Origin of the sequence: Streptomyces sp. NBC_01474 (genome assembly GCF_035918215.1) — a bacterium.
Lineage (GTDB): Bacteria > Actinomycetota > Actinomycetes > Streptomycetales > Streptomycetaceae > Streptomyces > Streptomyces aureus.
Window position 1 is genome coordinate 4,118,278 of sequence record NZ_CP109449.1, and the last position, 14,122, is coordinate 4,132,399.

Genomic DNA, 14,122 nt, shown 5'->3' on the forward strand with positions numbered 1-14,122 from the left:
ATCAGCAGGGGTTGAGGGCGGCGGCGGTCACAGGGTCGCCGTCGTGCCCTCCCCCGCCCCGCTCCCCGCGAGCCACTGGTCCCAGCCCAGGTTGAAGGCCGCGTAGCCGTTGTCGGCCGGAGCCTTGGCGCGCGGCGAGCCCGTGATCGTGACGGGGTCGCCCTGCTTGACCTGGCCGTAGAACCACTTGGCGTCGGCCAGCGACAGGTGGACGCAGCCGTGCGAGCCACGGGCGGAGCCGCTGCCCGGGTTCGGGTCACCGGTCGAGTAGTGGACGTACGTGCCGGACTGGGTGAGGTGGACGTCCCAGGGCAGCGTCAGGTCGTAGTAGTTGGCGCTGCCCTTGTTGCAGCTGATGCCGACGCTGCAGGAGGTCATGTGGACCTTCTCCTGCTTGTCGATGACGGCCATCGTGCCGTTCCAGGTCGGGTACTCGGCGCTGCCGGCGTTGATCGACAGCGTGCGCACGGCCTGGCCGTTCTTGGTGACCTTCATGGTGTGACCGGTGACGGAGACGTCGGCCCGGACGTCGTCGCCGACCGTGAAGGAGTGCGTGTAACCGTGCACGCCGTAGCGTCCGTTCCCGTTGCTGACACCCTTCATGTCGGCGTCGATCTTCACCTTCGTACCGGAGGGCCAGTACGTCTTCGGGCGCCAGTCCGCGCGCTTGTCGCCGAACCAGTGCCAGGCACCGGCCACCGGCTGCGATGTGCTGACCTTCATGTGCTTCTCGACGGCGGCGCGCGCCTTGGCGGCCACCGGGTTGGTGAAGACCACCGAAATCGGCATCGCCACACCGACCTTGGCGTCGTTCAGCGGAGTGATCGTCTCCAGGAGCATCGGCGGACCCTTGGGCTTCGCCGGTGTGGGCGAGGCGCTCGCGCCCGGCTTTCCCGCCGCCTTCCCGTGGTCCCCGCCCGCTTTCTCGTCGTCACTGCCGCCGCCGCAGGCACTCGCGCCCACCAGCACCGCGACCGTAACGAGCGCGATCCCTATTCCGCCCTTGCGCCGTCCCACGACCTGCTCCACTCTCCGATTCACCCCATGCCCCCCAACGGGCCCAACTCCCTGTCAGACAGTGACACAGCTCCGGCAGTTGCACGAAGCCGTGTAAAGCGTGTTCCAAGACTTCGGCCGTCGAAACGTCCTGGCGGCGCCGCATCCCTCGGGCGGATCAACGTGCGGAAAGAGGTACCCCGACGCGATCGGATCGGGGACGATGGATGTTCGACCTCGTCGCCCCACCGACCGGGAGGCCAGCATGCTGCGCGGTATCGACGTCAGCTCGTACCAGTCCACCTTCGACACGGAAGGCCAGTCGTTCGTCTTCATCAAGGCGACGGAGGGGCGTTCGTACGTCAATCCGCGGCTCACGGCGCAGACGAAACTGGCCCGGGACGGCGGCTGCGTCGTCGGCTTCTACCACTTCCTGTGGCCGGGCAACCTCACGGCCCAGGCCGAGTACTTCGTGAGCAAGGCCCCGGAGAAGGCAGGGGACTTGCTCGCCGTGGACTGGGAGACGACCGGGGAGGGCACCCGCGCGAGCAACGCGGAGAAGGACCGCTTCATCCGCGAGGTGAAGCGCCTGCGCCCCCATCACCGGGTGCTGCTCTACACGAACCGCAACTTCTGGCTGACCGTGGACACGACGTCCTACGCCGGTGACGGGCTCTGGATCGCCGACTACACGACGGCCGGCAAACCCCGCATCAAGGCGGCCTGGAAGTTCCATCAGTACACGGACAGCCCGCTCGACAAGGACGTCGCCCAGTTCACCAGCAAGGGCGCGCTGCGGGACTGGGCCACCCCGTGACGCGCCCTCGCACCGGGTGACTCAGGCGCGCCACTCCGCCGTGCGTTCCGGGGACGCCTCGGAGAGGGCCTTGCGGACGGTGTCCGCGTCCGCCGCGAGGCCGTAGACGGGGGTGCCGGGCTGCTGGCGCCAGGACTCGTCGAGGCCACCCGTGTCCACGGAGTCGAAGCCGATCCCGTCGAGCAGGTCGCGTACGACCGTCTTGGCCGCTTCGTCGTCGCCGGCGACGGGCAGGGCGATGCGCTCGGGGTCGCCCTTGGGGCGCGGCCTGTCGAGGAGTTCGTGGGCGTAGGTGCCGTTGAAGACCTTGACGACCGGGTGGCCGAGCTGGAGTTCGGTCCAGCGGCTCTCGGGCATGCCCTCCTCGATGGCGGCGATCCGGCCGTCACGCTGCTGCGGGTAGTAGTTGCCGGTGTCGATGACGGTGACGCCTTCCGGCGCGTCGTCGAGGAGGTCACCGGGCAGGCCGGGGACGGCCTTCATGGGGACGGTGACCACGACGACGTCGGCGCCGCGGGCCGCCTCGGCGACGGTCACCGGCGTGGCACCCGTCTCCCCGGCGAGGTCGCGCAGGGTCTCGGGGCCGCGCGAGTTGGCCACGGACACGTCGTGGCCGGCCGCGGTGAGACGGCGGGTGAGATTGCCGCCGATGTTGCCGGCGCCGATGATGCCGATCTTCATGTGGAGCCCTTCCGGAGGAGCGTGCGGTACGCGCGTGGTCACGTACCTCCGGGCCGGCCGGGCCATGCCGGTCTCGCGCGAGTGCCACACGAACGGGGGCCGCACCTGCCTCAGTCCTGGCGGGCCGGTCGGCGGTCACGAAGACGCCCGCGCCCTGCCGGGCCCGGACCGGCGCCGGCGAGGGCGCGCAGGGCTCGCGGACCGTGGAACGGCCGCGGCCGAGTTCCTTGGCGAGGGTCGTCTCGCAAGTAGGCGACCGCACAGGCGACTTCGAGGGGCAGGCAGCGGGACCCTGTCCGCGTTCGTGGACACGCTCGCGGCGGCCGGGGTCGGCGTCAACATCGTCGACTTCACCGAGGACGCGGACAGCGAGGAGGCGACGGCGTACGCGCAGTGCCGGATCGACGGCGTGACGGCGTGGGGCGCGGGCCGTGACGCCTCGCCGCTGGTGACGTCGGTCCGGGCGGTCCTGACGGCCGTGAACCGGGCGGTGGCCGCGGCCTGGCGAAGCGGGGGCGTCCACCGGGACTCCGGTGGACGCCCCCGCGGGGACGGTCGGGCCGGGCTACTACTCGCAGGTGCCCGCGAACGTCTTCCGGGTCACGACATCGGTCGTCGCGGCGCTCGTGTCCAGCCACGCGGCGCGCTGGCCGTCACCGAGGGACGGGGCCAGCTGGGCGCCGGAGGAGCAGGAGACCCGGCTGAAGGCGCCGGTCCCCGCGACCACGTCGGCCGTGCCGGCGGCCAGGACCTTCACCTTCTCCGGGCCGCTCCAGCCACCGAGGCCGCTCCAGGCGTCGTACGTGGAGTACGCGAAGTAGTCGTCGGTGACGGAGAACTGGGCGAAGTAGGTGCCCGTCGGCAGGCGCAGCTTCGCCGCCTTGGTCAGGTCGTCGACGGGCGCGGACTGGAAGCCGGTGCTTCCGAACAGGCTGCTGTTCTCCCGCCAGAAGACGCGGTCCGCGGCGAACTGGATGTCACCGATGGAGTTGAAGATGAAGCCGCCGATCCGCTTGCTCTGGGTGGTGCCGGTGGCGATGTCGTAGAGGCGTACGTAGGTGTGGTCGGCGCCGCCGGCCCACGCGATCTGCCCGTGCTTCATCGCCAGTCGGCCCGCCTTGGTTCCGGCCTCGGGCGTCACGTCGACCGTGGTGCCGTCGGCCTTGCGGAGCATGACGTCCTGCTCGCCGTCGGCGGTGGTGCGGATGTAGGCGAGCGCTCCGTGGTCGGTGACCGGCTCGGTCTCGTCGGCGTCCGGGGAGTCGACCAGCTTCTTGATCGCGCCCTGGCCCTTGTCACCGGCCTGGTAGATGCCGATGCCTGTGGCGGAGATCCGGGTGAAGACGACGCGCTCGTCGTCGAGGGACGGGTCCATCAGGTAGGCGTCCCGCTGCGCCAGCTCGTGCTGGTGATGCTTGCCGAAGCGGCCCACCGTGATGCCGAAGGCCGCGCCGCCCTGGCCCCAGGCGATCGCGTCGCCGTGGCCGATGGCGTAGACGTCGCCGCTGATCTGCGCGGCCTGCTCGTCGATGCCGGAGTAGACCTCGTAGGCGGGCAGGACGTCGGCGCCGATGGTGGTGCCGTCGTGAGTGCCGGCCTTCTGCTCCCAGCCCTGCTCGATGCCGTGGTCGTCGAAGGCCTTGGCGATGACGGCGAGGTCGCCGCCGGAGACCTTCAGGGACTTCGCGGCGAGGGTGACCGCGTTGCGCATGTCGGTGAAGCCCGAGAGCGGGGTGAGGTAGTTCTGGGCCGCCCGGTAGGTGATCCGGTCGGCGAGGTCGGCACCGAGGCTCTTGCGCATGTCCCACAGCGCGCCACCGACGATGGTCGAGTTGGCGTGCACACCGCCGTTGTCGAAGTCGAGCGTCATGGGGTCGTAGTCGCTCTGCGCGTTGCGGCCGTCGTTGAGGTCGCGCAGGGCGCACTCGTCGAGCGGCTTGGTGCCGTTGCAGAGGTACTCGCCGACGAAGCCGGAGGTGGGGTCGCTCATCGCGATGCCCTTGTCGGCGGTCTCCATGGCGTTGCCGAAGTAGTCGGATATCGCCTCGTTGAGGGCGCCCGACTGGTTGAGGTAGACGAGCCCGGCGGAGTGTTCGGTGACGCCGTGCGTCATCTCGTGGCCGACCACGTCGAGGCCCACGGAGAGCGGCACGCCGCCCATGTGGCCGTAGACCATCTTGTCGCCGTCCCAGAACGCGTTGGCGTAGTCCTTGCCGTTGGAGGCGACGTTGACGACGGAGTAGATGCTGCTGCCCTTGCCGTCGATGCCGTCACGGCCGAGCTTGTCCTTGTAGTACTCGTAGACCTTGGCGGCGTTGAGGTGGGCGTCCACCGCGCCCGACGACGTGTTGGCGCCGTCGAAGCGGTCACCGGCGGACTTCACCAGCGGGATGTCGTCCGTGACGGGGCCGCCCGCGACGTCAGTGTAGTTCTTGCGCTGCGCGTCGTAGGTGCGGATCTGTCCGCCGGTCCGCGCGTACATGGCGCGCGTCGAGTCGACCAGTGTGTACGAGCCGTCGGACTCCTTGTTGACGTTCAGCTTCGCCTCGCTGCCGTCGACGCGTACGCCTGTTCCCTCCGCGGGCGACGCGTCGGCGGCGTCGACGTTGTTGTACGAGAGCGCGATGCCGCCCACGCGCGCGTCGACGTACACCTCCTGGCGCACGGGGCTGCCGTCGGACCTGGCGCCGGTGACGGTGAAGTGCCAGGCCAGCTTGCCGCCGGCGGCATCGGGCAGGACCGTCAGACCGTGCTCGGCGGTCTTCGCGCCCTCGACGCGGGACAGGTCGCGGTCGAGCGTGAACATCCGCCGCTCGGCGGCGGCCCGCGACACCGTCGGCGTGGTGGAGACCGTGAGGTGGGTGTAGAGCGTGCCGGTCGCTGAGGTGACACGCCGGCCACCGTCGGCCGCCTCGCTCTGCACCGCGTACTCGGCACCGAACACCGGCACACCGTTGTGCTGCTGGCGGAAGCGGACGGAGGACTGCTTGCCGGACGTGGTGGTCCCGAGCGTCTTCAGGTCGGAGACCGGGATCTTGTACGTGTCCTTGTGGGCCTTCAGATGGGCGCGGGCGGCCTCGGCGGGCGTGCCCGACCGCGCGGCGTCGTCCAGGCCCTGCGTCATCGCGGGAGCGACCGGCACCGGGTCGGCCGCCGTGGTGGCCGGGGGCGCCGTGGTGTCGCCGTCCGCCCACGCCGGCGCGGCCAGCAGCGCCGATCCCGTGGCGGCGACGACCACACCGGTCGCCAGCATCCGCCGGATCCTCGTTCGTCTCACAGAGCCCTCCCCATCACACACCGATAAGCGGGGCGCGTGCGCCCCACTCGGTTGACGGGGTCGATGCTTCGGTACGGCGGGTTCCGCCAACAGGGGATGACGGTGGCGCGAACGTGCCGTGGCGTAAATACGCCTCAGGAACCCTGCGGTGAAACGGAGTTGGGGGTCTCCCCGTCCAGCCAGCCCGCGCGGGCCGCGTGCCAGCCGAGCTGGAAGCGGGTCACGGCGCCGACCTCGTCCATGAGGGCGTGCAACCGCCGCTGCACGGTGCGATGGCCCATGCCGAGCTGACGGGCGATGGCCGCGTCGGTGAGGCCGGTGTGCAGCAGCCCGACGATCTGCCGGTCGGTGGAGTCGAGTTCACGTCCGCCGCCGTCGCCCGGCCCCTCGGCTCCGTGCGCGCCCAGCCGCCGGCCCTTGGCGAAGTGCTGCTCGAAGAGCGACTGCAGGCCGGTGAGCAGGCCGCTGCGGTGCACGACGAGGGCGACGGGTTCCACCTCGTCGCGCTCGGGGTCGAGCGGCAACAGGGCGGCCCTGCGATCCACGAGGATCATCTTGATCGGCAGATCCTCGACGACGGAGATCTGCTGGCCGTGCGCGACGACGTCGGCCAGGGTGCGCGCGGTGTCCGGCTGTTCGAGGCAGCCCCGCTCCACGACGGCGCGCAGGGTGACGCCGCGGTCCATCGCGTCGCGCTCGGCCTCTTCGAGGTTGTCCTGGAAGGTGAGCACCTGGGGTACCGGCATCGCCGGCACGAAAGAGCACACCTCGTGGCGCGCCTGGCGCTGCATGGCGAGGAGCCTGCGCCGGATCGCGACCGTGCCGGAGAGCACCTCCACCGGCACGTACGACTGGGCGGAGCGGTGCCGTTCCGCCAGGTCTCCGACGAGCGACTCGACCCGGTGCAGCGCGGCACGGCGGGATTCGAGGAGCGGCCCGAGGGCGAGGACGGGTGGGGCGGCGCGGTAGCGGACGGTGCCGTCGCGGTGTTCGGCGCCGGCGAGGCCGCGTTCCACGAGGAGGCCGAGGACGCGGTCGATGTCGTCCGGTCCGGCCCCGGAGTCGGCCAGGGCGGCCTGGTCGCTGTCGGGCCGGTCCACCAGGAGCCGGTAGACGGCGTCCTCCTCGGGGCCGAGCCCGAGGAGGGTGAGCAGCGAAGCGTCCGCGAGTCCCGGCGCCTCGGGCGCCGGGACTCGCGGACGTGGCTGGGGTCTCAGCGCTCAGGCCTTGTTCAGGTTCGTCCAGAACTCGTCGAACGAGAGGACCTTGTCCCCGTTGGCGTCCTGCCGGGCGATGAGCGCCTCGGCGACGGACTCGGTGACGTTGAAGTCGCCCATCTGAGCCATCGCGCTCTTGTACTCGGCCGCTGTGATGAAGCCGTCGCCGTCCGCGTCGAACCGCTGGAACGCCTTGCGTGCTTCCTCGATGTCCGCCACCGGGTCCACCCCTTCTTGCTGTAACACTGACGGAGGTCAGATTAACCGGCCGTACGAGCGCGCAGTGCGGCGACCACCCACGCGAACTCCTCGTTGTGCCGGGGCAGCGTCTCCAGGCCCCGCACCAGGGACACCAGGTCACGGAACCGGGCCACGTCGTCGTTGGCCGCGGCCTCCATGCGCTCCAGTACGGCGGCCGGGTCGGCGTTCCCGAGCAGGCCCCGCAGCACCTCGTCCGCCTCGGGCGACTCGGGTGCGACGCCGCGCTCCCGCGCCTCCCCGGCGAGCTGCACCAGGCGGCTCATGAACCACAGCGAGCTGCCCGGCGGGACGTCGGGCCCGCGGTCGGCGGCGTTGAACTCGATCATCCGGCGCATGTGCGCGCGGAAGTCCGGGTCCTGCATCAGCTCGGCCAGCTCGACCCACGCGTCGACCTGCCCGGTCGTCGGATCGTCCGGCAGGTCGGGGACCATGACCCGCATCCGGGTGCGGATGTCCGGGTCGGCGGCGTCCAGTCCGCCGAAGGTCTGCTCCATGAAGTCGTCGATGATGTGCTTGCGCTCGGCGGCGCTCAGCCGCGCCAGCTTGTTCATCAGGGCCATCTCCTCTGCGCTCGAGTTCCTCTTCGCGACGGTCGAAAGGACGGCCCGGTTCAGCCGCAGCGAGCGGATCTGCGCATCCAGCGCCGCCACATGCGCGGCGGCCACGGAGGCGATGTCCGACTCCCCGTCCACCACGCTGCGTACGTCGTCCAGGCCGAGGCCCAACTCCCGCAGGGTTCTGATGAGTTCGAGCCGGGCGAGGGAGCTCGCGTCGTACAGTCGGTAGCCGCCCGAGCTGCGTCCGACGGGCGGCAGGGCGCCCACGTCGGACCAGTAGCGGATGGTGCGCACCGACAGGCCGGTGCGCCGGGACAGCTGCCCGATGGTGAGCAGCCGCGGGCCGTCGTCGATCATGTCGAGGAGTCTGGGCCTTCCAGTGGGTGGAGACTCAAGCGAGCCGAGGGGAACGCCATGCCGGGCACTGTGCGCAACATTCTGGACGCCGCGGCGCGAGGGGTCTTCCCCCCGCCGGACGGGGGCACGACGGTGGTGCCGCAGGCGGATCACCGGGACGCGGGTGTGCTGTCCTTCACCGCCCACTCGGTGGTGTTCACGGACGAGGACCCGGGATGGGTGCACGAGACGCTGCGCGGCCTGGACTGCGATCCGCTGGCGGCGACGATGAATCCGCGGTTCCTCGGCGCGCTCATGGAGCGGACCGGGCGCCGTCACGACACGACGGACCTGCTCACGGTGGCTCCTGCGCTGCCGGGCGCGCCGCCGGTGGCCCTGGAGGAGATCGCGGACCCGGACCATCCGCGGGTGCTGCGGGCGCGGGTGCGCCGTGACGACGTGCGGATGTGGGCGGCGGACGGCGGGGTGCTGGTCCTCGGGCGCGGCGTCGCGGGCCGCTGGGAGACGGCGATCGAGGTCGACGAGGAGGCGCGCCACCGGGGCCTCGGCCGGCTCCTCGCCGTGTCCGCCCGACATCTGGTCCCGGACGGCGGGCCGGTGTGGTCCCAGCAGTCCCCCGGGAACGCCCGCAGTGTCCGGGCGTTCCAGGCGGCCGGTTACCGTCCCGTCGGCGCGGAGGCGCTGTTCACCGCGCCCCGGTAGCGGAGAGGCCCTAGCGGAAGATGCCGGTGTGGCCGAGCGAGTAGCGGCCGGGCTGCGGGTACACGGCCAGGCCGTGCGGGCCGTCCCCGACGGGGATGCGGGCGAGCTGCTTCCCCGTACGCGTGTCGATGGCGTACACCTCGGAGTCGTAGCGGCCGGACAGCCAGAGGACCTTGCCGTCGGAGGAGACGCCGCCCATGTCGGGGCTGCCGCCGCCGGGCAGCGTCCACTTCTTGGTCAGCTTGTTCTTCGCGAAGTCGAAGATGGAGATGGTGCCCTCGCCGCGGTTGGAGATGTACATCTCGCGGGAGTCCCGGCTGACATAGAGCCCGTGCGCGCCCTTGCCGGTGGGCAGGAGCTTGGGGGTGGTGAACTTCTTGCCGTCCAGGACCCACATGCCGTTGGCCACCATGTCGGCGATGTAGAACGTCTTGCCGTCCGGGGAGATCTTGACGTCCTGCGGCATCGCGCCCGCGAACGGCAGCCGCTCCTGGCCGACGACCTTCATCTTCGCGGTGTCGACCTTGAGGAGTTCGCCGCTGAACTCGCAGGAGACGATGAAGTACCGGCCGTCGGCCGAGAAGTCGGCGTGGTTGACGCCGTAGCAGCTGACGGGCACGGTCTTGACCTGCTTCATGGTGTGCGCGTCGCGGAAGACCAGTTCACGGTCGAGCGAGGCCATCACGATGGAGTACTTGCCGTCGGGCGTGAAGTAGAGGTTGTACGGGTCGTGCACGTCCACCGTCTTGCCGGCCTTGCCGGTCTTCGGGTCGATGGGCGTGAGCGTGTTGCCCTTGTCGTCGTTGACCCACAGCGTCTTCATGTCCCAGGACGGCACGACGTGCTGCGGCTGGTTGCCGACGGGGATCGTCTCGATGACCTTGTACGTCCTGGGGTCGATGACGGAGACGGTGTCGGACTCGGTGTTGGGCACGTAGACGCGGGACGGGAAGTCCTTGACGACCGGCGACAGCTGGCCGGGCCGGTCGGCGGCGTAGAGGTCCTTGGGGTCGAGGACGGGCGGCATACCGGGCAGGCCCTGTTCGACCGGCTTCGGCTTCGGCCCGACGGCCTTCACACCGTGCGTACCGAGCGCCTCGGTGGCCCGGTGCACCTTGGGGTCGGCGCCGCAGCCCGCGAGGGCCCCGAGAACGGTGGCGGCGGCGATCAGTGCTGCGGTGGTGCGGGTGCGGCGCGGTGTCATGTCAGCAGCTCCGTGGTGGTCACCGCGGCCAGGCCGCGGCGGTCGAGGTCTTCCAGGAGGGCGGGCAGCGCGGCGACCGTGTCCGCGTATCCGAAGTGCAGGCTCACGACGGAGCCTTCGCGGATCTCCGAGGTGACTTTGCGGGTCACCTCGGCGGCGCCCGGCGAGGTGAAGTCGAGGGAGTCGACGTCGTACGACAGGACGTGCGGGTAGCCGGCGCTACGGGCCAGGCTCGCGACGAGCGGGGTCGCCCGCTGGGTGCGCGAGGGCCGGAACCAGGTGCCGATGGAGCCGGTGAGCCGGCGGATGCGGTCCGCGCAGCCGGTGATCTCCGCTCGCGCCTCGGCCTCGGGCATCGTGTTGATGTCACGGTGGTTCAGGGTGTGGTTGCCCAGGTCGTGGCCGCCGTCGAGGATGCGCCGGGCCACGGCGGGGTGCTCGTCGAGCCAGGTGCCCACGGCCAGGACCGTCACCCTGGCGTGGGCACGCTCGGCCTCCTTGAGGAGCGCGTACGCGATCGCCGGGTCGCCCTGGCCGTGGAAGGTGAGGGCGACGCGGGGGCGGTTGCGGGGCCCGTGGTCGATCTGGGCGGGCTGCCCGGGGAAGCGACGGGGGCCCGGAGCCGCCGGAGCGGCGCGCGCGGGGTGGGCCGGGCTCGCGGAGTGCCCGGCGGCCACCGGGTCGCGGGCCGTGGTGGAGCAGCCGGTGGTGAGGGCGGCGGCGGTGAGTCCGGCGCCGAAGCGGAGGGCTCCGCGGCGGTCGGTCGTGGTCACCTGTCACATTCAAGGCCAATGCGACACAAAAGGGACTTACCGACCCGGGGGTCTTAACAAATACTGGACGGGGTCATTAATAAATCTTCATTTGCCAGGCTCGTGGCCCACGTCACCGAGGATTCATTTGGCCTCACGGGCCGGGGTCTGCCATAGTCGGAAACACGACCCCCATTGACCCGGGCTCGGTCGTCGACAGCGGCCGTGGATAACACCCCCACCATCCACGGCGCTCCACGAAAGCCCCCGCGGCGCCCCACAAGGCGAAAACGGGGGCTTTCGTGTACCCCCGGCGCCCCGGCATCCGTGCCGCCGCCGGGCCCCGCACTCAGCGGTCGACGACCCGCATCTCGAACCAGGTGGTCTTGCCGCGCGGCAGCAGATCCACGCCCCAGCGGTCGGAGAGCTTGTCGACCAGACAGAGTCCACGCCCGCTGATGTCGAGCTCGTGGACGGGCATCAGACAGGGGAGGCCGCGCGAGGGATCCCGCACCTCGACCCTGATCCAGCCACGCCTGCGGACCATCCGTAACCCGAAGATCCTGGCCCCCGTGTGCCGCACCGCGTTGCCGACGAGCTCGGAGACGAGCAGCACGACATCCTCGGTCACCTTCGGGGAGAGCCCCCAGTGCCGCAGGACGACCACCTGGGCGAGCCTGCGCGCGGTCGCCGCCGACTCGGGCCGCGACGGCAGCGGCACCTCCGCCTCGGCCGGATTCCCGAACAACTCCAGTGCCTTCAGAGCCCGTTCGTCCTCGACCGCAGGCGACCAGCGCGCCGCGGTCGCACTCCCGTGCCTCCGCGGCTGTTCGATACCCTCCAGCCCCGCCATGCCCCCCATCATGGCTGCCCAGAGCGCGTTCCGGGGCCGTTCCTGCCGAATAAGCCCCCCGGAACCTTCCGTTCCGGGGGGCTGGTTTGGCATATGACACTGGCAGTTAGACCCTTGCCGCACACGTGCTGAGCTGCGGCGATCGCGCGATTCGATCCGATCACCGACCTCGGCGACCCGAACGGCCTTAAGGTTCTCTTAAGGCTGCGATAAACCGCCCCAACGAGGGACAGCGGTGAGACATCCCGTCAACTGCAAGTGCATCAGGGGAAGTTGATACGGGTTTCTCGCGCGGCCTGCGAGCCCGTGCGCCGGCGCCGGGCGCACCGGCGTACCGGCTAGAGGAACTTGGCCTTGCCCGGGCCCTCTTCGACGAAGCTCCGCATGCCGCGCTCGCGGTCCTCGGTGGCGAACAGGCCCGCGAACCAGTTTCGCTCGACCGCGAGACCGGTGTCGATGTCCGTCTCCAGGCCCACGTCGATGGACTCCTTCGCGGCGCGAAGCGCGAGCGCCGGCCCCTGCGCCAGCTTCGCGGCCCAGGCGTGCGCCTGCTCGTAGACCTCCGCGGCGGGCACGACCCGGTCCACCAGGCCGATGGCGAGGGCCTCTTCGGCCTTCACGTGGCGGCCGGTGAAGATGAGGTCCTTCGCCTTGGAGGGGCCGACCAGGCGCGCGAGGCGCTGCGTGCCGCCCGCGCCGGGGATCAGACCGAGCAGGATCTCGGGCTGGCCGAGCCGGGCGTCGTCGGCGGCGATGCGGAAGTCGGCGCACAGCGCGAGCTCGCAGCCGCCGCCGAGCGCGTAGCCGGTGACCGCGGCGACGACCGGCTTGGGGATGCGCGCGACGGCCGTGAACGAGTCCTGCAGGGCGCGGGAGCGCACGATCATGGCCGCGTGGTCCATGGCCTGCATCTCTTTGATGTCCGCGCCGGCGGCGAACGCCTTGTCGCTGCCGCGGACGACCACGGCGCGCACGTCGTCGCGGCGCGAGGCCTCCTCGGCGAGCTCCTTGATGCGGTCCTGGGTGGCAATGTCCAGAGCGTTCATCGGCGGCCGGTCGAGCCGGATCGTGCCGACGCCTTCGGCGACTTCGAGGTAGGCAGTCATGGACAGCAGGTTAGTGCGCGTTAACGGGAGAGGCCCGGTGCACTTGGTCACAGTGCGCCGGGCCTCTCCACTCAGGGCCGGAAGGGGGTCAGGCCTTCCACTTCTCCCAGGACATGTTCCAGCCGTTGAAGCCGTTGTCCGGGGCCACCGTCCGGTCCTGCGAGTTCTTCACCTCGACGACGTCACCGATCATCGAGCTGTTGAAGAACCAGGCCGCGGGCACCTTGCTGTCGTAGCCGCCGCGCACGTCGCGCAGGCCCACGCAGCCGTGGCTGGCGTTGTAGTTGCCGAAGGCGCCGCCGCCCCAGTAGTTGCCGTGGATGAACGTGCCGGACGTCGTCAGGCGCATCGCGTGCGGCACGTCCTTGATGTCGTACTCGCCGCCGTAGCCCACCGTTTCGCCGTTCATACGGGTCACGGTGAGCTTCTCGCTGATGACCATCTGGCCGTTCCACGTGGAGTAGCCCGGCTTGCCCGTGGTGATCGGGACCTTCTTGATCGTCTTGCCGTCGCGCTTCACGGTCATCATGTGCGTCTTGGCGTCGACCGTGGAGACCTGGCTGCGGCCGATCGTGAACTTCACGGTCTTGGCCTGCTTGCCGTAGACGCCCGGCCGGCCCTCGACGCCGTCGAGGTTGAGCTTGACGGTCACCTTGGTGCCCGCGGCCCAGTACTTCTCGGGGCGGAAGTCGAGGCGGTCGTTGCCGAACCAGTGGCCCTCGACCGGCACGGACGGCTCCGTCTTGATCTCGATGGCCTTCTCCACGTCCTCCGGGTGCGTGATGCCCCGTGTGAAGTGGACCGAGAACGGCATGCCGACGCCGACCTTCGAGCCGTCCTCCGGCGTGAACTGGCCGACGAACGTGTTCTTCGGGACCAGCGTCGTGAACGCGACGTCCTTCGCGGACGCGCGGCCCTCGGAGTCCTTGGCGACCGCGTGCACCTTGTACTTGGTGGAGGCGGCCAGGTGGTGAGCGGGCGTCCAGCCGGCACCGCCGTCCACGATCTTTCCCTCGACCGGGTTGCCCTTGGTGTCGGCGACCTTCACCTCGGTCAACTTGCCCTTGTCGGCGGTGATCCGGAGGTCTCCGCTGGTGGCCACGCCGTCCGCGCCGTCCTTCGGGGCGATGGTGACGACGGCCTGGGACGGCTTGTTGGTGTCCGCCTTACCCGAGTCGCCGCCCTTGCCGTCACTCCCCGCACCGGAGCCGCCGCCCCCTCCGCCGCAAGCCGTGGCCAGCAGCAGAGCGGCCCCCAGCAGAGCCCCCGATATCGGTCGTCGCCCGTTCACGATCTTGTCTCCCCTCGCGCAAGGCCGGTCAGGCCCGCACCCCAGCGCGTC

Annotated in this window: 13 protein-coding genes; 2 read left to right on the top strand and 11 right to left on the bottom strand. The window is 70.5% G+C overall.

Translation table 11 applies throughout. The features are described 5' to 3' along the window. Positions 1-27: 27 nt before the first annotated feature. Complete coding sequence (locus OG758_RS18800) at positions 28-1,017, bottom strand: L,D-transpeptidase (RefSeq protein ID WP_326711079.1); 990 nt, start codon at positions 1,015-1,017, stop codon at positions 28-30. A 244-nt stretch (positions 1,018-1,261) separates the two neighbouring features. Here OG758_RS18800 and OG758_RS18805 point away from each other — a divergent pair, with 244 nt between their 5' ends. Continuing rightward, positions 1,262-1,813, top strand: coding sequence for a glycoside hydrolase family 25 protein (locus OG758_RS18805; protein WP_266559857.1), 552 nt, complete (start codon positions 1,262-1,264; stop codon positions 1,811-1,813). Between the two features lie 21 nt (positions 1,814-1,834). Here the strand turns inward: OG758_RS18805 and OG758_RS18810 are convergent, their stop codons facing one another. The 5 genes from OG758_RS18810 to OG758_RS18830 all read right to left on the bottom strand — a co-directional run bounded on the left by OG758_RS18810 (position 1,835) and on the right by OG758_RS18830 (position 8,163). Further along, positions 1,835-2,494 carry an NADPH-dependent F420 reductase gene (locus tag OG758_RS18810; RefSeq protein ID WP_326711080.1) on the bottom strand — a complete coding sequence of 220 codons (660 nt, stop codon included), beginning with the start codon at positions 2,492-2,494 and terminating at the stop codon, positions 1,835-1,837. A 568-nt stretch (positions 2,495-3,062) separates the two neighbouring features. Continuing rightward, positions 3,063-5,747, bottom strand: coding sequence for a M4 family metallopeptidase (locus OG758_RS18815; protein ID WP_326711081.1), 2,685 nt, complete (start codon positions 5,745-5,747; stop codon positions 3,063-3,065). A gap of 158 nt (positions 5,748-5,905) precedes the next feature. Continuing rightward, the gene (locus OG758_RS18820; protein ID WP_326711082.1) at positions 5,906-6,871 is read right to left on the bottom strand and encodes a helix-turn-helix transcriptional regulator; all 966 of its coding nucleotides are present in this window, start codon (positions 6,869-6,871) and stop codon (positions 5,906-5,908) included. A gap of 120 nt (positions 6,872-6,991) precedes the next feature. Then, positions 6,992-7,207 carry an EF-hand domain-containing protein gene (locus OG758_RS18825; RefSeq protein WP_326711083.1) on the bottom strand — a complete coding sequence of 72 codons (216 nt, stop codon included), beginning with the start codon at positions 7,205-7,207 and terminating at the stop codon, positions 6,992-6,994. Between the two features lie 41 nt (positions 7,208-7,248). Then, complete coding sequence (locus OG758_RS18830) at positions 7,249-8,163, bottom strand: helix-turn-helix domain-containing protein (protein WP_326711084.1); 915 nt, start codon at positions 8,161-8,163, stop codon at positions 7,249-7,251. Positions 8,164-8,220: 57 nt separating this feature from the next. Here OG758_RS18830 and OG758_RS18835 point away from each other — a divergent pair, with 57 nt between their 5' ends. Next, a complete protein-coding gene (locus OG758_RS18835; RefSeq protein WP_326711085.1) occupies positions 8,221-8,865 on the top strand; it encodes a GNAT family N-acetyltransferase in 645 nt (214 codons plus the stop codon). A gap of 10 nt (positions 8,866-8,875) precedes the next feature. Here OG758_RS18835 and OG758_RS18840 read toward each other — a convergent pair whose 3' ends face one another. From OG758_RS18840 to OG758_RS18860, 5 genes are all read right to left on the bottom strand, one after another. Then, a complete protein-coding gene (locus OG758_RS18840) occupies positions 8,876-10,069 on the bottom strand; it encodes a YncE family protein (protein WP_326711086.1) in 1,194 nt (397 codons plus the stop codon). Continuing rightward, positions 10,066-10,842, bottom strand: a complete 777-nt coding sequence (locus OG758_RS18845) for a polysaccharide deacetylase family protein (RefSeq protein WP_326711087.1) — start codon at positions 10,840-10,842, stop codon at positions 10,066-10,068. The genes OG758_RS18840 and OG758_RS18845 overlap by 4 nt, the downstream gene beginning before the upstream one ends. A gap of 328 nt (positions 10,843-11,170) precedes the next feature. Beyond that, on the bottom strand, positions 11,171-11,674 hold the full coding sequence (locus OG758_RS18850) for an ATP-binding protein (protein WP_326711088.1): 504 nt from the start codon (positions 11,672-11,674) through the stop codon (positions 11,171-11,173). A gap of 338 nt (positions 11,675-12,012) precedes the next feature. Continuing rightward, positions 12,013-12,780, bottom strand: coding sequence for an enoyl-CoA hydratase/isomerase family protein (locus OG758_RS18855; RefSeq protein WP_116509701.1), 768 nt, complete (start codon positions 12,778-12,780; stop codon positions 12,013-12,015). An 88-nt stretch (positions 12,781-12,868) separates the two neighbouring features. Further along, a complete protein-coding gene (locus OG758_RS18860) occupies positions 12,869-14,071 on the bottom strand; it encodes a L,D-transpeptidase (protein ID WP_326711089.1) in 1,203 nt (400 codons plus the stop codon). Positions 14,072-14,122 lie beyond the last annotated feature (51 nt).